Here is a 19,049-nt window from a genome sequence, read left to right as displayed (position 1 = left end):
GTTAGACCGCGGCGGTCTCGGGCTTGCCTGCGGACTTCCCACACTCTTGCAAGACTTCCTCCAAGCGACCGACGTCCACGGGCTTTACAAGGTGATGGCGGAAGCCGAGCGAGCGGCTCTGTTCGAAGTCCTTCTCCATGCCTAGCCCGCTGAGAGCGACGCCAATCGTGCCATTGCGCGCCGCCACCTTTTGCATCACCTCGCCGGGGCTTCCGTCGGGGAGTCCGAGATCGCTCAGCAGCAGATCGAAGTCCTGGCGCGATGCGATCTCGAGGGCCGTAGTGACATTGAGCGCCGAAGTGACCGTGTAGCCCCGGAGTTCCAGCAGCATCGTCAGGGCTTCGTTGGTATCGGGATGGTCTTCTAACAAAAGCACGCGCAGCTTCTTGCCCGGCTCGATCGCGGCGGGGCGGCGTTCGGGAGCGGCGGCCGGCGCTTCGTGGGCGATCGGTAACGACACCGTGACCGTCGTGCCGTGACCCTGCCCGCTGCTTTCCAAGGTGATGCGGCCGGAATGTAGTTCTACCAAGGCTTTCGTGATGGCCAAGCCGAGGCCGAGGCCGCCCTGCACGCCACGCTCCGCCTGCTCGAAGGGATGAAAGACCCGATCCAGCAAGGAGGGTTCGATACCCACGCCGGTGTCGCGGACGGTGATGCTAACCGAGCCATCGTCGGTCGTGGCGGTGGAGACGTGGATGGAGCCCTCGGACGTAAACTTCACGGCGTTTTTGACAATGTTCCAGAAGACCTGCTGAAGACGCGCCGGGTCGGCATTCACATGGGTCTGCTCCGCGGAAAGGTCGAGGCTAAGTTGGAGTTGCTTCGCTTCGATGTCGGGCTGGCAGATCTCCAAAGCGTTTTTCAGCAGCTCGTGGATGTCCACCACGGTCGATTCCAAGTGGAACTTGCCGCTGCCCACGCGGCTGAGGTCTAACAGATCGTCGATCAGGCGCGCTTCCAGTTCGACGTTGCGGCGGATGACATCAAGCGAATGATGGAGTTCCTTCGGCATCCGCTCGTCCGCGGAAAGATTGAAGAGATGGGTGATGACCGGCGTCAGCGGCGTGCGCAGCTCGTGGCTGAGCATCGCAAGAAATCGGTCCTTTGCCCGGTTCGCAGTTTCCGCTTCCTCCCGCGCCCGGTTTGCGCGGCGGTAGAGTTCGACATTGTCGAGCGCTAGCGCGGAGCGATGCGCCAGCTCGTCTGCCAGCCAGAGGTCGTCATCGTCGAACTCGTGGTGCGGGTCGGTGCGCACCATGGTGATCGAGCCAATGACGCGCCCGCGTGCGGTGAGTGGTACTGCGGCGAAGGCGGCGGGTTTCAGCAAGCGGAGCACTGCCCGGTCGGCTTCGGGTGCCAGATCGCTGAGGACGCTGTCATCGACACGGTTTCTAACGAAAGGCATGCCGGTTTTGAACACGCGAAGGGCACCATGGGAGTTCTCGCCCGACTCGGGATAGCGGATCTGCCGCAGCACGGCTTCCTGATGCGGATCGCGGTGAGCCACGGCCACCTGGTGGAGATGGCCAGCGTCATCGAGCCGGTCGATCAGACAGAACTCCGCGAGGCGCGGCACGATCAGGCGCGCGAGATTGGAGAACGTTTGTTCGTAGTCGAGCGAGCCGGCGAGGACGTTGCTGGCCTCCGCGAGGAAGGCCATGCGTTCCTTTTCCACTTCGGCACGGGCGCGAGCATCCTGCTCCTGAAGAAGCTGGGCGTGCTCCTCCGCCTGGCGCTTCACCTGTTCGGTTTTGAGATAGAGCTCTACGAAAACTGCGATCTTGGCGCGCAGGATTTCGGGGATGACCGGGGTGAGGATGTAGTCCACGGCACCGAGCGAGTAGCCGCGCGAAACGTGGTTGTCGGTGTCGTTGATGGCGCTGATGAAGATGATGGGCGTCGTCTCGGAGCGCCTGCGCTTGCGAATCAATGCCGCCGTTTCAAAGCCATCCAGGCCCGGCATGTTCACGTCCAGCAGGATGACCGCGAAGTCCTGGAGCAGGAGCTGGCGCAGGGCCTCGTCGCCGGAACGCACCTTCACCAGCTTCTGGTGAAGCCCTTCCAGGATCGCCTCCAAGGCAAGCAGCTTGTCCGGCCGGTCATCGACCAGAAGGATGCTCGCGGTCTGGGAGTTCTCCTGCATGGGGCGCTCGTTGCGGACGAAATGGGTCATCGGTAAAGCCAAGTGCGAAGCATGGTGAGCAGGCGGTCGGTATCGACGGGCTTGGAAATGTAGTCGGAGGCTCCGGCGTCGATGCATTTCTCGCGGTCGCCCTTCATGGCCTTGGCGGTCAGGGCGATGATCGGAAGCTCCTGGAAGCCATACATGCCTCGGATCGCCTTCATCACCTCGTAGCCGTCCATCTCGGGCATCATGATGTCCATCAGGACGATGTCGAAGGTGGAGCCACCCTTGAGGAGTTTCAGCGCCATCTCGCCCTGCTCGGCGGACATCACGTCCATGTGATGTCGCTCCAGCAGGCTGGTCATCGCGAAGATGTTGCGGACGTCGTCGTCCACGATCAGCACGCGTTTGCCGGCGAGCAGGGTGTTGGGATCGTTGAGCCGCTGGATCGTTTCGCGGCCCGCTTGCGGCAGTTCGGAAACCTTACGGTGCAGCCACAGGGCGACCTGATCGTATAGCCGTTCGGGACTGCGAACGTCCTTGACGATGATCGTCTGGGTCAGGCGGTTGAGTTGCGTCTCCTCGTCCGCCGAGAGGTGCTTGCCGGTGTAAACGATGATCGGCATCTGCGGGAAGTCCTCGCGAATGTGCTCGATGACCTCGAAGCCCGAAGTTCCGGGTAGCATGAGGTCCACGATGACGCAGTCGCACGAGGTGCCTTCAAGAATCTTGAAGGCTTCCTCAGCATCGCCCGCGGTGACGAGGTTCGGGGTGTCGGCAAGCAATTCCCCGAGGCTGTTGCGCTGGGTCTCGTCGTCTTCCACAAGAAGGACCGTGCCAGTAGGGTGATCACGCATCTGGCGCATGCGGTCGAAGACGCCATCCACCGATTCGGGATCGAGAGGCTTGCTGAGGAACCGGACCGCTCCGTTCTTCAGGGCATTCTCAGGCTCTGAGTCGGCGGAGACGATGAAGACCGGAATATGTCGCGTGGAGAGATCCGATTTCAGGCGGCTCAAAACCTTCCACCCGTCGAGATCCGGCAGGCTGACATCGAGGGTGACGCCTTCCGGTTGGAACTCGCGGGCCATCGTCAGGGCAGCATAACCGCGGGTGGCGACCACCCCCTTGAACCCCTTGGCGCGGGCGCGGGCCAGCAGCATGCCCGCGGTGTCGTGGTTGTCTTCGACAATCAGTGTCACGTGATCGAGAGGGGAAATGTTGTTCCGGTCGTCGTCGATGCCTTCGTCGGAGAAGCCGATTTCCTCGATGTCGATCACCGCGGCTTCGTTGAACTCACGGTCCATGGTGGGAGCTTGCAACGGCAGGAAGAGGGTAAAGGTGCTGCCCATGCCTTCCTCGCTCTGCACGCTGATCTCGCCGCCGAGCAGGCGGGCCAGTTCGCGGCTGATCGCCAGGCCGAGGCCGGTGCCGCCGTAGCGCCGGCTGGTGCTCCCGTCCGCTTGCTGGAAGGCCTCGAAGATGACCATCTGCTTCTCCGGCGGGATGCCGATGCCGGTATCCTCCACGCTGAAGGCGAGCACCCTGCCGGCGCCACTCAGCACCGAGTTGCCGCGCAGGCGTTGGCCTTCGACCGCCTTCACCCTCACGGTGACATTACCATTCTCCGTGAACTTGAGGGCGTTCGAAACGAGGTTCTTGAGCACCTGGTCGAGCCGTTGCTCGTCGGTGAGGATCCGTGATGGCAAATCGGGGGAGAGCTCGAAGTCGAAGTCGAGGCCTTTCTCCTGGGCGACGTGGCGGAAGGTTCGCTCGACGTTGTCCATCAGGTCGGCGAGGCGGACCTCCGTGACCGAGATGGTGAAGTTGCCGGACTCGATCTTCGAGAGGTCAAGGATGTCATTGATGAGGCGCAACAGGTCGCGGCCGGAGCCGAGGATGGTGCGGGCGAACTCGACCTGCTTGGGCGTGAGGTTTCCCTCGTAGTTCGAGCCGAGTTGGTCGGCGAGAATGAGCAGGCTGTTGAGCGGCGTGCGCAGCTCGTGCGACATGTTCGCGAGGAACTCCGACTTGTACTTCGAGGTGAGGGCGAGCTGCTGGGCCTTGCCTTCCAGCGCGGTGCGCGCTTGCTCGACCTCGCTGTTCTTGCGCTCCACCTCCTCGTTCTGTTCGGCGAGCTGGGCTGCCTTGTCGCCGAGTTCCTTGTTGGTCTTTTCCAGTTCGTCCTGGCGATTCTGGAGTTCGCTGGCCAGCGACTGCGATTGTTTGAGCAAGTCCTCCGTGAGCGTGTTCGCCTTGATCGTGTTCAAGACGATGCCGATCGACTCGGCGAGCTGCACGAGGAAGCCCTCGTGCGTGGGATTGAATCCTTGGAAAGAGGCCAGCTCGACCACCGCCTTGACCTTTCCTTCGAAAAGGATCGGCAGGACGATAATGTTCATCGGTGCGGACTGGCCGAGGCCGGAGCTGATCTGGATGTAGTTGTCGGGGACGTTGGTGAGCAGGATCGGCTGCCTTTCCAAAGCGCACTGGCCGACCAGTCCTTCGCCCAGCCGGTAGCGGTTACTGATGTGCTTGCGCTCGGTGAAGGCATAGCTGGCCAGCAAGCGGAGCTCGGGCTCCGGCGCATCGCTGTCCATGATGTAGAAGATGCCGGTCTGCGCGGAGACCACCGGGGCGAGCTCGGAAAGGATCAGCTTGCCGACGGTGAGCAGGTCCTTTTGGCCCTGCAGCATGCGGGTGAACTTCGCGAGGTTCGTCTTCAGCCAGTCCTGCTCCTCGTTGCGCGAGGTGGTGTCGCGCAGGTTGCGGATCATCTCGTTGATGTTGTCCTTCACGAAGGCGACCTCGCCCTTGGCGGAGACCTGGATGCTCTGCGTCAGGTCGCCCTTGGTCACCGCGGTGGCCACGTCGGCGATCGCGCGAAGCTGGGTGGTAAGATTGGCGGCGAGCTGGTTGACGTTGTCGGTGAGGTCGAGCCACGTGCCGGAGGCGCCGGGCACGTGGGCCTGGCCGCCAAGTCGTCCCTCGATGCCCACCTCGCGGGCCACCCCGCTGACCTGCTCGGCGAAGGTCGCGAGCGTATCGGTCATGCTGTTGATGGTGTCGGCGAGTTCGGCGACCTCGCCTTTTGCCTCGACCATCAGCTTCTGGTTCAGGTCGCCCTTGGCGACAGCGGTCACGACCTTGGCAATGCCGCGCACCTGGTTGGTGAGGTTACCGGCCATCGAGTTCACCGAATCGGTGAGGTCCTTCCAAGTGCCACCGACGCCTTTCACTTCGGCTTGTCCGGCGAGCTTTCCTTCGGTGCCCACTTCGCGGGCCACGCGAGTCACTTCCGAGGCGAAGGAGTTGAGCTGGTCCACCATCGTGTTGACGGTGTTTTTCAGCTCCAGGATCTCGCCTTTGACATCGACGGTGATCTTGCGGGAAAGGTCGCCATTTGCCACCGCGGTGGTGACCGCGGCAATGTTGCGGACCTGCGTGGTGAGGTTGGAAGCCATGAAGTTCACCGAGTCGGTGAGGTCCTTCCACGTGCCCGAAACGCCTTCCACCCGTGCCTGGCCACCGAGCGATCCTTCGGAGCCCACTTCGCGGGCCACGCGGGTCACTTCCGAGGCGAAGGACCGGAGCTGGTCCACCATCGTGTTGATGGTGTCTTTCAGTTCGAGGATCTCGCCGCGGACATCCACGGTGATCTTCTTGGAGAGGTTGCCGGCCGCCACCGCCTTGGTGACGTCAGCGATGTTGCGGACCTGGTCGGTAAGGTTGCCACCCATCAGGTTCACCGAGTCGGTAAGGTCCTTCCAGGTGCCTGCCACACCGGAGACCTTCGCCTGGCCACCGAGCTTGCCTTCCGAGCCCACTTCGCGGGCCACGCGGGTCACTTCCGCCGCGAAGGATCCGAGCTGGTCCACCATCGTGTTAATGGTGTTCTTCAGCTCCAAGATCTCGCCCTTCACATCCACCGTGATCTTCTTGGAAAGGTCGCCGCGCGCGACCGCGGTGGTCACGTCGGCGATGTTGCGGACCTGGTTGGTTAGGTTGCCGGCCATCGAGTTCACCGAGTCGGTGAGGTCCTTCCAGGTGCCGGCAACGTCCTTCACGTCCGCCTGGCCGCCGAGCTTGCCTTCGGTGCCCACTTCGCGGGCCACACGGGTCACTTCCGAAGCGAACGAGTTGAGCTGGTCCACCATCGTGTTCACCGTGTCCTTGAGCTGGAGAATCTCCCCGCGGACGGCGACGGTGACTTTCCGCGAAAGGTCTCCGTTCGCCACCGCCGTGGTCACGTCGGCGATGTTGCGGACCTGGTCGGTAAGGTTGCCGGCCATCGAGTTCACCGAATCCGTTAGATCCTTCCAGGTGCCGGCCACGCCTTTCACGTCGGCTTGACCACCGAGCTTTCCTTCCGTGCCCACTTCGCGGGCCACGCGGGTCACTTCCGAAGCGAACGACCCGAGCTGGTCCACCATGGTGTTGATGGTGTTCTTCAGCTCCAGGATTTCGCCCTTCACATCCACCGTGATCTTCTTGCCGAGGTCTCCGTTGGCGACCGCGGTGGTCACCTCGGCGATGTTGCGGACCTGATTGGTCAGGTTGCCCGCCATCGAGTTCACCGAATCGGTGAGGTCCTTCCAGGTGCCGGCCACGCCGCGCACTTCGGCCTGGCCGCCGAGCTTGCCTTCGGTGCCCACCTCGCGGGCCACGCGGGTGACCTGGTCGGCGAAGGAACTGAGCTGGTCCACCATCGTATTGATGGTGTTTTTCATCTCAAGGATCTCACCTTTGACGTCCACCGTGATCTTCCGGGAAAGGTCGCCATTCGCGATGGCGGTGGTCACATCGGCGATGTTGCGGACCTGGTCGGTCAGATTGCCGGCCATCATGTTCACGTTGTCGGTGAGGTCTTTCCACGTGCCGGCCACGCCGCCCACCTCGGCTTGACCGCCGAGCTTGCCCTCGGTGCCCACTTCGCGGGCCACGCGGGTCACTTCCGAAGCGAAGGACCGGAGCTGGCCGACCATCGTGTTGATGGTGTCCTTCAGCTCGAGGATTTCGCCCTTCACATCCACCGTGATTGTTTTCGAAAGGTCGCCATTCGCCACCGCCGTGGTCACCTCGGCGATGTTACGCACCTGGGCGGTCAGGTTGCCGGCCATCGAGTTCACCGAATCGGTGAGGTCCTTCCACGTGCCGGCCACGCCGGACACGTTGGCCTGGCCACCGAGCTTTCCTTCCGAGCCCACTTCGCGGGCCACACGGGTCACTTCCGAGGCGAAGGAGCTGAGCTGGTCCACCATCGTGTTGATGGTGTTCTTCAGCTCCAGGATCTCGCCCTTCACATCGACGGTGATCTTCTTCGAGAGGTCGCCATTCGCGACCGCGGTGGTGACCGCGGCAATGTTGCGGACCTGGGTGGTCAGGTTCGACGCCATGAAGTTCACCGAGTCGGTGAGGTCCTTCCACGTGCCGGAGACGCCTTCAACCCGCGCCTGGCCGCCGAGCGATCCTTCCGAGCCCACCTCGCGGGCCACGCGGGTCACTTCCGAGGCGAAGGAGCGGAGCTGGCCTACCATCGTATTGACGGTGTCCTTCAGCTCGAGGAACTCGCCTTTGACATCGACCGTGATCTTCTTGGTGAGGTCGCCATTCGCCACCGCGGTGGTGACGGTGGCGATGTTACGGACCTGGGCGGTGAGGTTGCCGGCCATCAGGTTCACGTTGTCGGTGAGATCCTTCCACGTGCCGGCGACGCCCTTCACCTTGGCCTGGCCGCCGAGCTTGCCCTCGGTGCCCACTTCGCGGGCCACGCGGGTCACTTCCGAGGCGAAACCACCGAGCTGCTCTACCATGGTATTGACGGTGCGGGCAGTGCGCAGGAATTCGCCCTTCAATTGGCGGCCCTCGATGTCGGTGGACATCGTCTGTGAGAGGTCGCCCTTTGCCACCGCGCCGATCACCCGCGCCATGTCGCTGGTCGGCTGGACCAGGTTTTCCACCAAACTGTTCACGGAGCCGATCGCTTCGCTCCAAGATCCCTGCATGTCGCCGAGCACCGCACGCTGCCCGATCCGACCTTCCACGCCCACGACATCACGGATCCGGGCCAGCTCTCCCGCAAGCTCCTGATTGCGCCGGATGACGTCATTGAAGGAATCGGCGACCTTGCCGGCAATCCCCACCCAGTCATCCGGAAGCCTGGCCGAGAAGTCGCCGCGCTTGAAGGCGGTGAGCGCTAACAGCAGCTCCTTGAGGAGTTGAGGGTTGTCCTCGCCGTTTACGGTCGCGGTGGCCGTTTTGGCGACGGGATACTGGGCAGTGGGGCTCGCGGACGGGGAGGAGCGGGGCTTTTTCATGGATCGATGTCAAAAGCGGGGCAAACCACGCCCTTTCGCAGGAGGCGTTCCTATGAGGCGAGATCGTGCTCATGCTTGATTGCCAAGCGACATCCCCGCAGGGGGGCGAGTAGTTAGATCACCCGATTCGTGCAATACGCATTCAAGGAGCGCATTTCGCAATTTTCCGGGCGCGTGTTTTCGTCCGGACTTCTCCTTGAAAAGCGTTAGTTGCTAGACGACATCAGCGGTCGGTGAGCCACCCTTCCAACCCCGATCCTGTTGCCCCCCCGTGGGAGAAGATTATTCCGCAGGCCGTGCATGACATGCGGACGCCATTGTCATCAATGTTCACGACGGTGGCCGTGATGCGCCAGCTTCAGGCGGCATCCACGGCCCCACCCCAATGGGAACGAATGCTTGAGATGTTAGAACGGCAGGTGCAGACGCTTTCGGAACAGCTTGCTCGCCTGCAAGAGTCGCCAGCGAGCTTCCTGAAGAACGGAGAGACCGAAGAGTAAGGGAAAGGTTGCAGGAGGTCCTGCTAGCCTGTGCAAGTTGCGCGGAGGGGAGGGGGTTAGAGCTTGGTCTGATCTAGGCGTTGATTCGTAACCTGCGTATTTTCAGTAGCTTCAGGGTCTAGGCGGAGCCGGGGTACCGCATCTGCTATCGGGACACTACCATGAGAATCATGCTCTACATCCTTGGCTCCCTCATTCTGTTGGGAGCGCTGTGCTATGCCGCCACCTTGATCGGGATCCCCTCGGTGTGGGTCGGCGTGATGGGAGCCGTCGTCCTTGCTCTCGGTATCATGGGAGCCGCCCGTACCGGCGGACCTCGTGGCTCCGGAAGCGGTGGGACGGTCATCAACAAAGTCGAATGAACCACAACCCTGAACCTACCATGAAAACCATCTTCAAACTCGCTGGCCTGTCGTTGGCAGTCCTTGCCTTTGGAAATTGCACCTACGTGGAACCCACGGGTGGCTCTTCCGCCACAACGACGACCACCACCGAATCGGACGGCTGGGGCAACTCCGTAACCACGGAGGAGACCATCACAACTGACTGAACCGGGTCGGCCGGGCAAGGGCACTCCGCTTCGGCGGGGTGCCCGCTTTTTTTGCGCCGAACCGCCCCTACGGGATGCACGCCCGGATGCACGTGCCACGTTGTGACGCGGCTTGGATGGTCAAGGTCCCGCCTGCGATATCCAGCCGCTCCTGCATGCCTAACAGTCCCAGCCGCCTTTTGATCTTGGCGGGATCGAAACCTACTCCGTTGTCGCGAATCGAAACGCAGACCGGTCGGCCGAGGTCAAGTTCGATGTCGATGTGGGTTGCGTGCGCGTGCCGCGCGACATTGGTCAAGGCTTCCTGGGTAACCCGGTAAAGCGCGATCATTTGCTCCGGCTCCAGTTGGCGGTCGCCCGAACTCTCGGCGCGAAAGTCCACCGGTATCCCGGTTGTTTCACTCCAGTGGAAGATGTAGTTGTCGATGGCGACTTCCAAGCCCAACTCATCGAGTTCGGCGGGCCGCAATTCCCACGACTGCCGGTGAGTCGCTTTGATCAGGACATCCACCACCTTGCGGAACTCGCTGAGATCGTAACTCGCCGCGTCGTCGCCGGACTGCGAAAGGCGGCGCTGGAATCCTTCCAAGTGCATCAACACGGCGACCATATGTTGGCCGAGGTTGTCGTGGAGTTCGCGGGCGACGCGGGCTCGTTCCGCTTCCTGAAGGTGGACAATGCGCTGGAGCAGTTCGCGGCGCTCCCGCTCGATTTTTTTTCGGCCTTCGACCTCATCCTGAAGACGTTTGAGGGTAGATGCCAGCTCATGTGTCCGTTCCTTCACCCGCGACTCAAGGACGTCGTGCGCCTGGCGGAGCTGTTCCTCTGTTTGGACACGCCGGGTGACGTCGTTGAATAGGACCGCCACGTGGCCCAGCGCGGGATCATCCACCCGGAGGGCATACACATCATACCAGCGTTGGAGTTGCTGCGCTTGGGCCACAAACCGTTCCGGCTGGCCCGTCCGCGCGATACGGCCGTAGCTCTCGAACCAATGTTCTTCGTGGTCCGAAGAGATCTCGCGCATCGTCCGTCCCACCGCATCGGTGATGCCGGTGAGCCGGACAAACGAGGGATTCACCTGCAGGAAGCGATAGTCAGTCGGGTGCCCGGCTGCATCAAAGATCATCTCGACCGTGCAGAAGCCTTCGTCGATCGAGTCGAACAGGGCGCGGTAGCGCCGCTCGGAATCGCGCAGGGCGTCTTCGGCGGTCCGGCGCTCGATGAGATCCGCGGCTTGGCGCGCCATGATATCGAGCAGCCGGAGGTCGCGTTCCGTGGGGTGGCGGTTTTGACGCCAATATGTGGACAGGATTCCGAGTGGTTTTCCGCTTCGCGACATCAGTGGCGTCGCTTGGACGGCGCGCAGATTGGAGCGGCTGTAGTCGGCGACCGCGTCGGGCAAGAGAGGGGAGTCGCCACTTCCAATGTCGGGAATCACGATGCGGCGTTCTTCCTTCAGGGCGATTCCAGCGGCACCGCCCGAGGCTGTTCGCACGCGTTGCCAAGAGATTGCGGACTCCGAAGCGAAACCGCGCCATGACAGCAGCTCCAGCTCGTCCGCTTCGGCATCGAAGCGCTGCAAGCTGCCTGCGTCCGCCTTGACCAGGATGATGGCGGCATCGACGAGTTCACTGTAGATCGCATCCAGCTCGTCTTCCACCAGCAGCCGGCTGCTGATCTGCTGGAGCTGCTTTGAGTCGGCGAGGTCGGCTGCGAGCAGGTCCTCCTGAGCGCGCCGCGTTTGTTCCAACTGGCGGTGAAGAATCAAGTCGGCGGCTTGCCTCGCCAACAAGTCGAGGAACTGGAGCTGGCGGTCTTCGAGGCGATGCCGGTGATGCCAGTGGGTCGTGAGCATTCCGATCAGGGTGCCGGCCCGGCTGGTCAATGGCGTCGATTGTGCCGATCGAAAGCCCGCGCTGGAGAGCAGCCCCAGCGCGGGACTGGATTCGCCGGGGGTGTCGAAATCGATGTAGGCCCGCTGGTTCGATCTCAAGGCGAGGCCACACGAGGTGGGGGAGTTGGCATCGACCCGCTGAAAGCGGACCACGAGATCCTCCTCGAACCCCTTGGCGGCGAGCACCGAGAGATCGCCACTCGCCGGATCCAAAATCTGAACCACGCCGGCGTCGGCGCGGGTCAGGGTGATTGCAGCCGCGAGGATCTCCTGATAGATGGCGTCAATGTTGTCTTCATCGACCAGCCGCGCGCCCAGATCTTGCAGCAGACGGGTATCTTCGAGGTCGGCGGTCATCTTCTGGCGAGAGATTTCGCCTGCGGATGACGTAGCCGGTTTGGGAGATTTCGGGGTCGAGGCCATAGGTCGGAGCGGGAGATTCCCGGTCGCGTCGGGGCGCAAGGCCGGGGCTTTTCCCACGATCAGGAGATCGTGCTTTCTGCGCCGTAAATCAAGAATCAATCCCCAGGAGTCATGATGAAGGAATTGTCAGCCGACCTGTGGACGTTGCGTTATCCGCTGAAAATTCTCGGGACGTCGCACGGGCGCACCGTGACCGTGATCCGTCTGGCCAGCGGCAAGCTGGTGATTCACTCGATGGCTCCGTTTTCGCCCGGGGACCTGAGTGCCATCCGCGGGGTCGGAGAACCGGGCTGGCTGGTGGAGGCGATGCTTCTGCATGACACCTACGCGAAGGAAGGAAAGGGGCATTTCCCTGACCTGCCATTCCTCGGCCCGCCGGGCTTCAGCGAGGTGGTGCGTTTCAAGACCGCGCCGCTGTTGCCGACCCCCCCGGAGTGGGATCGGGAGCTGAAGGTGCTCCGCCTCAAGGGCGCGCCCAAGCTGGAGGAACACGCGTTTCTCCACGTGCCGTCGCGCACCTTGATCGTGGCGGATCTCGTCTTCAATTTCCCGCCGGACGAGAGTGCGTGGAATCACTTCTTCCACCGCCACGTGGCGGGCCTGCAGCGCTATCCCGGGATGAGCCGGATCTTCCGCTGGTGCATCACGGACAAGGAGGCGTTCCGTGAGTCGGTGGCGGAATTGATGGCTTGGGACTTCGACCGGATCATACCGGGGCACGGGAGCGTGATCGAAACCGAGGGCAAGGCCAAGTTGGCGCGAGCGCTCGGCGATGCGGGGCTCGTCTGAGGCCGGTCACGTGCAACCGCGCATCAGAAAGAAGATGAGCAGGAGCGGGATGGGCACGCCAATCAGCCAGAGGAAGATCCAGCCGAGCTTGCCCGGGGCGGTCTTGAGCCGCGTCTTTGGTCGATGGGTTTTCATACCCGTCTTACTTCGCAGTCGGTGTGCCGGTCTCCCGATTCCAAAATCGCGCTCTAACAGTTTGGCCGGGTCACTTGCAAAAAGATGCAATCAACCGAGATTGTTAGCGATCGGATGAGGATTTCCCCTCCCCGAAAAAACAAGCGTTCCCCTTGGCCAATTTGCCGGGGAGCGCTTCTTTTTTGGCGGGCGTCCGGGGCAGCCGTTGCAAGGCGCAGGAGCAGCGGGCAATCGGCATCACCGGCGGAGGCGTCCCAAGGCTATGCCCTTCTAACAGAGATGTCGGCACCGGAGCGCTTCACTAGCCGGTCGTGGTGCGGACGCGGAGAAAAAGGGTGAAACGTCTCGCATGGCCATCGCGGCGACCCTATCCGCACGCGTACCTCAGTCGGATTTGCGCGGACGTCCTTTCCTCTCGGCCTCGGGGTCGGGCGCGCCAACGGTTTGGTCGCTGCCGGGGGGCGGAACCGAGACGTCCTTCTCCGCCGGGAATGCATCGGTGGCAGGATCGGGAAGGGGCGGCCGGTCGGCGGCTTGTTTGCCGGAAGTGCCGGAAGTGAATCGGGGTTTCGCTGCCTTCCTTCACTTTCGCCTCATTCCGTGGGCAATGCAACGAAAGGAAAGTGGTCTGTCCGGCACGATGCCTGCAAAAGGGCAGCCATGTCCACCATCGAAGACCTGGAGGCCAGGCAAGCGGTCTCAAAAATGCAGGAGATTGTTCTTTCGGCACCGACGTGTTTCTTCGCGTCCGGCCTAAAGCAGATGCCGTTTCACCTGTGCCCGATGTATGCCCAAGACGTGGATCAGGACGGCGGGATCTGGTTTTTCAGCGGGGCCGACAGCGTGCACAACGAACTTCTGGAAGAAGACCCCCGCGTGGAGCTGATGTTTTCCAACAACGGCAAGCACGAGTACCTGGCAGTCTTCGGCCATGCCTCCATCAGCCGCGACGTGGAGAAGGTCGATGAGCTGTGGGGAACGATGGTCAAGGCGTGGTTCCCGGACGGGAAAGACGATCCGAACCTCACCCTGATCCATGTGGTGCCGGAGCGGGTTCACTACTGGGACACCCGTGACAACAAGTTGGTGGCCCTGGGTAAAATCCTGGTAGGTGCGGTGACGGGACGAGCCTTGGAAGTCGGCGTGGAAGGCGACCTGCGTCCTTGAGCTTTTCCCCCGGGTCAGAGACCGCTAGCATACAGTAATGATGGCGGCAAAGACTTCAGGGCCGGGAGAGGCGGAGTGGCCGGAGGTGATGCCGACGCCGGAACTCAGGATTGCAGCGATCTACCTGATCGTGGCGGGCCTGTGGGTCGTGTTGTCCGACCAAGTGGTCCGGGTCACCCTACCCGATGAGCCGGTCTATGTGCAGACCCTGAAGGGGATGAACTTCGTGCTAACCACCTCGGTGGTGCTGTTCTTCGTGCTGCGCCGCGCCTACCGCGGCTGGAGGAATGCGGAGCAACGGAATCGCAGGCTGACGGCGGAGATCAGCGAGTGCTTCCGGCTTCTCTCCGCGCGTTCGGAGATTTCGCGGGAGGAGGAGCGGACGCGCCTCTCACGCGAGCTGCATGATCAGCTCGGGCAGTCGCTCACTGGCTTGACGATGGACCTGCGCTGGGTGGAGGGGCGCTTGGAGCGACTGGACGACCGCGCGATGAATCCCCTGATCGACCGGTTGATCGAAGCGGAGGATCAGGTGCAGAAGCTCTTGTCGGACGTGCAATCGATTGCCGCCGACCTGCGCCCCGATGCCTTGGACCGGCTTGGCCTGCAAGAGGCACTGTTGCAGGAAATGAAACGTTTTCACGAGAGGACAGGCATCGAGGTGAAAGTCGAGGCGGCCGATCTGCCGGCCGACGTACCCCCGGTGATCGCCACTGCCGCCTACCGGATCGTCCAGGAAGCCATGACCAATGTTGCACGCCATTCCAAGGCCACGGAAGTCACGGTTCGCTGTGCGGCGGACGAGGGCGCGGTTACGGTGAGTGTGACGGACAATGGCGTGGGAATCTCGCCCGGTGTGGAGCACGGCAGGCGGGCGTTGGGCCTGCTGGGTATGCGTGAGCGCGCGGAATTCTGCGGCGGCACACTTCGTGTTTCACCGCTTGAAGGAGGGGGCACCGAAGTTTCCGCCGTGCTGCCATGGAAACGGCCATGAACATCCTGATCGTCGATGACCATGAATTGGTGCGACGCGGCGTGCGCGGGCTTTTGCTCGACGAATACCCGGCGGCGTGGGTCGTCGAAGCGGCTTCGGCGAGCGACGCTCTTGAGACGATCGAGGGCATGGATTGCGACTTGGCGCTGGTGGACATCAACCTGTCGGGACGCGATGGCTTGGAGCTACTGGTCGATCTAAAGCGATTGTATCCCTCGTTGCCGGTGCTGATGGTAAGCGCGCACACCGAGGAGGAGTTTGCCATCCGCGCGTTGAAGCTCGGCGCCGCCGGCTACGTCTCGAAGCAAAGCGCGGCCGATGTGCTGGTATCGGCGGTGAAGAAGGTTTTGGCCGGAGGGCGGCACATCAGTTCCGTCGTGGCAGAGCGTCTGGCCCGCGCTGCGGCTGAGGGCTGGGAGGGTGAGCCCCACGAAGCCCTGTCCCATCGGGAACTACAGGTGCTCAAGCGGATCGCGGAAGGCCGCTCGATCAAGGAGATCGCGGCCGAACTGGCGCTCAGCGAGAAGACCATTGCCACCTATCGTAGCCGGATCTCGGAAAAGCTGCAGCTTTCCAGCAATGTCGAGCTGACCCGTTACGCGCTGCTCCACCACTTGGTCGGTTAGGGTTTTGTCGGTGGAATTACCGACAAAGGAATCAGCAAGACCACCTCTGTCGCGTACGCCGCACCTCGACATGGTGCGGCATGCTCCAGATTAAAACCCAAATTCTCACATGGCTTGGGCGGTTTCCCCGCTTGGTCATGCTTTCCGTCGCCGCCTGTCCTTTCATCGCTTCCGCTGCGGTGATTCCATCCGAGGTAGTTTCGTTGGAGTGGAATGCGAATCCCGAGCCGAATGTGGTGGGCTACAAGGTGTACTTCGGCACCCAGAGCGGCGATTACTCCGCGGTGATCGACGTGGCCGGCGCTACCCAAACCGAGCTGCCGGCGGTTAGCCTGGGGACCACCTATTACCTAGCGGTGAGCGCTTACAACGCCGCGGGTGAAGAGGGACCGCGGTCCTCGGAACTGGCGGTCACGGCAGAGGTCCCGTCGCCGGTTGCGGATACCTCGATGAGTTTCGACGCCCCCGGCCAAGGGCAGCTTCAGTGGCGTTACCCGAAGTCGAACGTTCCGGCTGCCGACAAGTTCACGATCTACGCCAGCGAGGATCTCAAGACCTGGCAGCCAGCCGGAAGCTTGCCCTCGTCAGCAGCGTCGAGTTCCGACGCCGATTGGCTCTACTTCAGGTTTCCCTATGCGTCCGACAAGCCGCGCATGTTCTTCAGGGTAGGATCCTCGAATGCCTTCGGGGAGTTTCAGTGAGGCATGGTCGAAGTGCCCCCGGAGTCCGCGCCGACGCATGCTCCGGGGGTAGCGGTCGATCAAGGTTTAGGTCTCAAACGGCTGCCTTGTTGACTCCGTCGGCAAAGAGGCCGCCGGTCGCGATCTTGGTGAGCTTCTTGTCCGCCGCGCCCTCTTCCTCGATGGATTTGTCGAGCAGGTCGACGTCGTCATTGAAGCCGAGCACTTCCGCGAATGCCTTGGCGGCGCCGTAGCCGGCTATCTCGTAGTGTTCGACGCGATTTCCGCAGGCGATGATGGCGGCATCCCGCACGTCGCCGGCATCGACGGAGAGGGCGTGATTGGAGGCTTCCTTTACCAGCCCCCGCATCGCTTCGCAGGTCGTTCCTTCGGGAGCGAGGCCATGGCGGCTGCAAATGTTCGCCAGCCGGTCGCGCTGCTCGCGGGTCTCGGTCAAGTGTCCCGAGAGTGCCTCCTTCAATTCGGCATTGGTGGCGGCGTCGCACATGGCGGGCAAGGCTTCGATCAACTGGGTTTCCGCGCTGTAGAGGTCGCGGATCTGGTCGTAGTAGAGGTCTTCGAGATTGCTGATCATTGGAGTGTGAGGTTCTGGTTGAAGGACAGCGGGCTGCCGGCCTGTGAACCGCTCCTCTCGCAGCCGGCGTGCCGCGCCGTGTGAAGCGGATAATGCGCAATGAGGAGGGCACGATTCTCGCATGCGTTTGCAGGCTGCTTCCCGGGCTGGCGAAATGCACAGCCTCCGCCTCACCCGGGGGTGAGTCTGTTAGCCGGGGCGCGGCCTAGAAACGCGGGCCTCGTCAACCTGCAATCGCCTCAAGATCGCGATGGCTTTCGGCGAAAGTCCTGCAGCAGGGGTAGCTGTCGGACATCCTGGCGAGGAGCAGGTCGATCCGCGCCGCGTGCCCGCGATGACCCAAGCGGTACGCCAGTTCGCGCGCGACGCGGTAAGAATTGACGAGTTGATGATGCATCCGGGCACAAGCGCCCAACGCTAGCGCGCGGCGCTCGGTGTTGCCGCGGGCATGCAGCACTTTCTCAAGCTCCCCGTCATTTACTGCAGCCGGTGCGACCGGGTGGTCGATGGCGGAGAGCAACAGTTGGAGGCAGTCGCCGCGTTGCCGCGAATCGCTCTCGATCCCTCCCAAGTAGCTCTGCAACGAGGGCAGGAGGAGCTGTAGCTCGTTCACCGAGGACTGAAAACAAGCCTCGGCGGTCTTGAGCACGGCAAGTTGAAGCCCGTAGTGGGGATAAAGGGGATGTTTCATCGACAGAGGGGACGAGTTCCCATTTGCAATCACCATGCCGTTTGAACGGGGCAGAAAAGCCACGTGCTTTCAATGGGACGCGAAGGTGCCTTCATCACTGGGCGCCCCACGCAGGAACAATTGCACGGTGGTAATTGCAGCGGGCAATCCGGCCTGCCATACGCGAAGTGACCGTTCGTTCCGGATAGTCTGCAAATCATGCAGAAGAGAGAGACTTGAAACGGATTTGACCGTCTTAACGGAAGACCCTACGATTTTTTCGCAATGCACAGGATTTTCGTCGTCGATGATCACCCGATGTTGCGCGGGGGATTGCGGCACTCGATCGGTGCGGAACCCGAGTGGACGGTCTGCGGCGAAGCCGCCAATGCGGCCGACGCCCTGACCTCGATTCCCCAGGTTCTGCCCGACTTGGTGATCATGGACATCACGCTGCCCGACAAGAGCGGCTTGGAACTGATCAAGGACCTGCAAGCGCTTTGCCCGCAGATCCCGGTGCTGGTGTTTTCGATGCACGATGAGATGCTTTACGCCGAACGGGTCATCCGGGCGGGCGGTCGCGGCTACCTGATGAAAGGCTCTTCAACCGAGCAATTCCTCAAGGCGATGACCGAGGTGCTACGCGGTTCGCTTTTCCTCAGTGAGCGCGTCGCGGGGCAGATCCTCAACCGGCTCGGCCGCGGGAACTCCCGATCAGGCCTTTCCAGTCTCACGGACCGCGAATTGGAGGTATTCGAATTGATCGGACGCGGCGTGCCGATTCCGCAAATTGGCGAATCCCTCCACATCAGCCCGCGGACCGTGGATGCCCATCGCACGAACATTCGCTTGAAACTCGGGCTGCCGGACGCGGCGGCCGTGATGCGTGAGGCGGTCGTGTGGGTGGAAATGGGCGGACCGGCGCAACGGGCGATGCCTTAGCCAATCAGCGAGGGCGAATTGCAAGGCGCTCTGCGGCCTTTTGCACCGAGAAGGCGAAGCCCCTGAAGTTGGAAGCCCCGTATCTCAGCGGGAGCAGGCGACAGGCAACCACGGCACGTGACCCGCTGATAGGCGGGCCATGAATACGGACCAGAAGCCAGACAAGGACAGCTTGCAGGACGATCCCGAGGGCAAGGATTTCGGGACGACGTTTGGCGCGGCCCACGGGGCTATCGCCGGGGGAGTGATCGGCTCACTGGCCGGGCCCGGTGGAACCATCGTCGGGGCGTTGGTTGGCGCGGGCGCAGGAGCAGCCCTCGGCCATGTCGTGGGGGCGGGGGCCAATAGCGACGATGTCTACTGGCGCACGAATCTGGAGCACCAGTCGTTCTATGATCGAACTTACAGGTACGAAGACTTCGCGACCGCCTTGCGACTCGGAGAGGAGGGTTGGCGTGCCTCGGAAGGAAGGAGCTTCGAGGAAAGTGAGGAGCGGCTGCGGCAGCAGTGGGAGCAAATGAAGGGAAATTCCCGCCTGAAGTGGGAGCAGGCCAAGCTTGCCACCCGCGCGGCTTGGGAGCGGTCCGGACGTGAAGAAACCCCTGTCGGCTGAACCATCCGGAATTCTACCGCATCGAC

General features: G+C 62.3%; 16 protein-coding genes. 10 read left to right on the top strand and 6 right to left on the bottom strand.

Translation table 11 applies throughout. The features are described 5' to 3' along the window. Position 1 precedes the first annotated feature (1 nt). A complete protein-coding gene (locus tag OKA05_RS19565; RefSeq protein WP_264488879.1) occupies positions 2-2,173 on the bottom strand; it encodes a response regulator in 2,172 nt (723 codons plus the stop codon). Beyond that, entirely contained in the window at positions 2,170-8,442 is a 6,273-nt protein-coding gene (locus tag OKA05_RS19560) for a HAMP domain-containing protein (protein WP_264488878.1), read from the bottom strand. The genes OKA05_RS19565 and OKA05_RS19560 overlap by 4 nt, the downstream gene beginning before the upstream one ends. A 233-nt stretch (positions 8,443-8,675) precedes the next feature. Here OKA05_RS19560 and OKA05_RS19555 point away from each other — a divergent pair, with 233 nt between their 5' ends. The 3 genes from OKA05_RS19555 to OKA05_RS19545 all read left to right on the top strand — a co-directional run bounded on the left by OKA05_RS19555 (position 8,676) and on the right by OKA05_RS19545 (position 9,492). Continuing rightward, entirely contained in the window at positions 8,676-8,942 is a 267-nt protein-coding gene (locus OKA05_RS19555; protein ID WP_343226979.1) for a histidine kinase dimerization/phospho-acceptor domain-containing protein, read from the top strand. A 161-nt stretch (positions 8,943-9,103) separates the two neighbouring features. After that, entirely contained in the window at positions 9,104-9,304 is a 201-nt protein-coding gene (locus tag OKA05_RS19550) for a hypothetical protein (protein WP_264488876.1), read from the top strand. Between the two features lie 20 nt (positions 9,305-9,324). Continuing rightward, the gene (locus OKA05_RS19545) at positions 9,325-9,492 is read left to right on the top strand and encodes a hypothetical protein (RefSeq protein WP_264488875.1); all 168 of its coding nucleotides are present in this window, start codon (positions 9,325-9,327) and stop codon (positions 9,490-9,492) included. 67 nt (positions 9,493-9,559) lie between these two features. Here OKA05_RS19545 and OKA05_RS19540 read toward each other — a convergent pair whose 3' ends face one another. After that, entirely contained in the window at positions 9,560-11,746 is a 2,187-nt protein-coding gene (locus OKA05_RS19540) for a GAF domain-containing protein (RefSeq protein ID WP_264488874.1), read from the bottom strand. A 177-nt stretch (positions 11,747-11,923) separates the two neighbouring features. Between OKA05_RS19540 and OKA05_RS19535 the strand changes: the two genes are divergently transcribed. Beyond that, on the top strand, positions 11,924-12,601 hold the full coding sequence (locus OKA05_RS19535; RefSeq protein WP_264488873.1) for a hypothetical protein: 678 nt from the start codon (positions 11,924-11,926) through the stop codon (positions 12,599-12,601). Between the two features lie 6 nt (positions 12,602-12,607). Here OKA05_RS19535 and OKA05_RS19530 read toward each other — a convergent pair whose 3' ends face one another. Beyond that, entirely contained in the window at positions 12,608-12,736 is a 129-nt protein-coding gene (locus tag OKA05_RS19530; protein ID WP_264488872.1) for a hypothetical protein, read from the bottom strand. A 660-nt stretch (positions 12,737-13,396) separates the two neighbouring features. Here OKA05_RS19530 and OKA05_RS19525 point away from each other — a divergent pair. The 4 genes from OKA05_RS19525 to OKA05_RS19510 all read left to right on the top strand — a co-directional run bounded on the left by OKA05_RS19525 (position 13,397) and on the right by OKA05_RS19510 (position 16,224). Continuing rightward, positions 13,397-13,903, top strand: coding sequence for a pyridoxamine 5'-phosphate oxidase family protein (locus OKA05_RS19525; RefSeq protein ID WP_264488871.1), 507 nt, complete (start codon positions 13,397-13,399; stop codon positions 13,901-13,903). Between the two features lie 37 nt (positions 13,904-13,940). Further along, positions 13,941-14,897, top strand: coding sequence for a sensor histidine kinase (locus OKA05_RS19520; protein ID WP_264488870.1), 957 nt, complete (start codon positions 13,941-13,943; stop codon positions 14,895-14,897). Then, on the top strand, positions 14,894-15,523 hold the full coding sequence (locus OKA05_RS19515) for a response regulator (RefSeq protein WP_264488869.1): 630 nt from the start codon (positions 14,894-14,896) through the stop codon (positions 15,521-15,523). Before OKA05_RS19520 ends, OKA05_RS19515 begins: the two co-directional genes overlap by 4 nt. Before the next feature lie 137 nt (positions 15,524-15,660). Further along, positions 15,661-16,224 carry a fibronectin type III domain-containing protein gene (locus OKA05_RS19510; protein ID WP_264488868.1) on the top strand — a complete coding sequence of 188 codons (564 nt, stop codon included), beginning with the start codon at positions 15,661-15,663 and terminating at the stop codon, positions 16,222-16,224. 73 nt (positions 16,225-16,297) lie between these two features. On the opposite strand, the gene OKA05_RS19505 is transcribed toward OKA05_RS19510, so the two are convergent. After that, positions 16,298-16,798, bottom strand: coding sequence for a ferritin-like domain-containing protein (locus tag OKA05_RS19505; RefSeq protein ID WP_264488867.1), 501 nt, complete (start codon positions 16,796-16,798; stop codon positions 16,298-16,300). A 223-nt stretch (positions 16,799-17,021) separates the two neighbouring features. Then, positions 17,022-17,489, bottom strand: a complete 468-nt coding sequence (locus OKA05_RS19500; protein WP_264488866.1) for a hypothetical protein — start codon at positions 17,487-17,489, stop codon at positions 17,022-17,024. Positions 17,490-17,753: 264 nt separating this feature from the next. On the opposite strand from OKA05_RS19500, the gene OKA05_RS19495 reads away from it, so the two are divergent. Together OKA05_RS19495 and OKA05_RS19490 are read left to right on the top strand one after the other, a co-directional pair. After that, positions 17,754-18,410, top strand: coding sequence for a response regulator transcription factor (locus OKA05_RS19495; protein WP_264488865.1), 657 nt, complete (start codon positions 17,754-17,756; stop codon positions 18,408-18,410). Positions 18,411-18,549: 139 nt separating this feature from the next. Further along, on the top strand, positions 18,550-19,023 hold the full coding sequence (locus OKA05_RS19490) for a hypothetical protein (RefSeq protein ID WP_264488864.1): 474 nt from the start codon (positions 18,550-18,552) through the stop codon (positions 19,021-19,023). The last annotated feature ends 26 nt before the right edge of the window (positions 19,024-19,049 follow it).

It is taken from the genome of Luteolibacter arcticus, from assembly GCF_025950235.1.
In the GTDB taxonomy this organism is placed as follows: domain Bacteria; phylum Verrucomicrobiota; class Verrucomicrobiia; order Verrucomicrobiales; family Akkermansiaceae; genus Haloferula; species Haloferula arctica.
This window is presented reverse-complemented; position numbering and strand designations above follow the sequence as displayed.

Excerpts from the sequence above, each read along its gene's own strand:
- OKA05_RS19550 (WP_264488876.1), top strand. The coding sequence starts at position 9,104 with ATGAGAATCATGCTCTACATCCTTGGCTCCCTCATTCTGTTGGGAGCG.
- OKA05_RS19505 (WP_264488867.1), bottom strand. The coding sequence starts at position 16,798 with ATGATCAGCAATCTCGAAGACCTCTACTACGACCAGATCCGCGACCTC.
- OKA05_RS19530 (WP_264488872.1), bottom strand. The coding sequence starts at position 12,736 with ATGAAAACCCATCGACCAAAGACGCGGCTCAAGACCGCCCCGGGCAAG.
- OKA05_RS19545 (WP_264488875.1), top strand. The coding sequence starts at position 9,325 with ATGAAAACCATCTTCAAACTCGCTGGCCTGTCGTTGGCAGTCCTTGCC.
- OKA05_RS19510 (WP_264488868.1), top strand. The coding sequence starts at position 15,661 with ATGCTTTCCGTCGCCGCCTGTCCTTTCATCGCTTCCGCTGCGGTGATT.
- OKA05_RS19500 (WP_264488866.1), bottom strand. The coding sequence starts at position 17,489 with ATGAAACATCCCCTTTATCCCCACTACGGGCTTCAACTTGCCGTGCTC.
- OKA05_RS19495 (WP_264488865.1), top strand. The coding sequence starts at position 17,754 with ATGCACAGGATTTTCGTCGTCGATGATCACCCGATGTTGCGCGGGGGA.
- OKA05_RS19525 (WP_264488871.1), top strand. The coding sequence starts at position 13,397 with ATGTCCACCATCGAAGACCTGGAGGCCAGGCAAGCGGTCTCAAAAATG.
- OKA05_RS19515 (WP_264488869.1), top strand. The coding sequence starts at position 14,894 with ATGAACATCCTGATCGTCGATGACCATGAATTGGTGCGACGCGGCGTG.
- OKA05_RS19565 (WP_264488879.1), bottom strand. The coding sequence starts at position 2,173 with ATGACCCATTTCGTCCGCAACGAGCGCCCCATGCAGGAGAACTCCCAG.
- OKA05_RS19535 (WP_264488873.1), top strand. The coding sequence starts at position 11,924 with ATGATGAAGGAATTGTCAGCCGACCTGTGGACGTTGCGTTATCCGCTG.
- OKA05_RS19540 (WP_264488874.1), bottom strand. The coding sequence starts at position 11,746 with ATGACCGCCGACCTCGAAGATACCCGTCTGCTGCAAGATCTGGGCGCG.
- OKA05_RS19490 (WP_264488864.1), top strand. The coding sequence starts at position 18,550 with ATGAATACGGACCAGAAGCCAGACAAGGACAGCTTGCAGGACGATCCC.
- OKA05_RS19560 (WP_264488878.1), bottom strand. The coding sequence starts at position 8,442 with ATGAAAAAGCCCCGCTCCTCCCCGTCCGCGAGCCCCACTGCCCAGTAT.
- OKA05_RS19520 (WP_264488870.1), top strand. The coding sequence starts at position 13,941 with ATGATGGCGGCAAAGACTTCAGGGCCGGGAGAGGCGGAGTGGCCGGAG.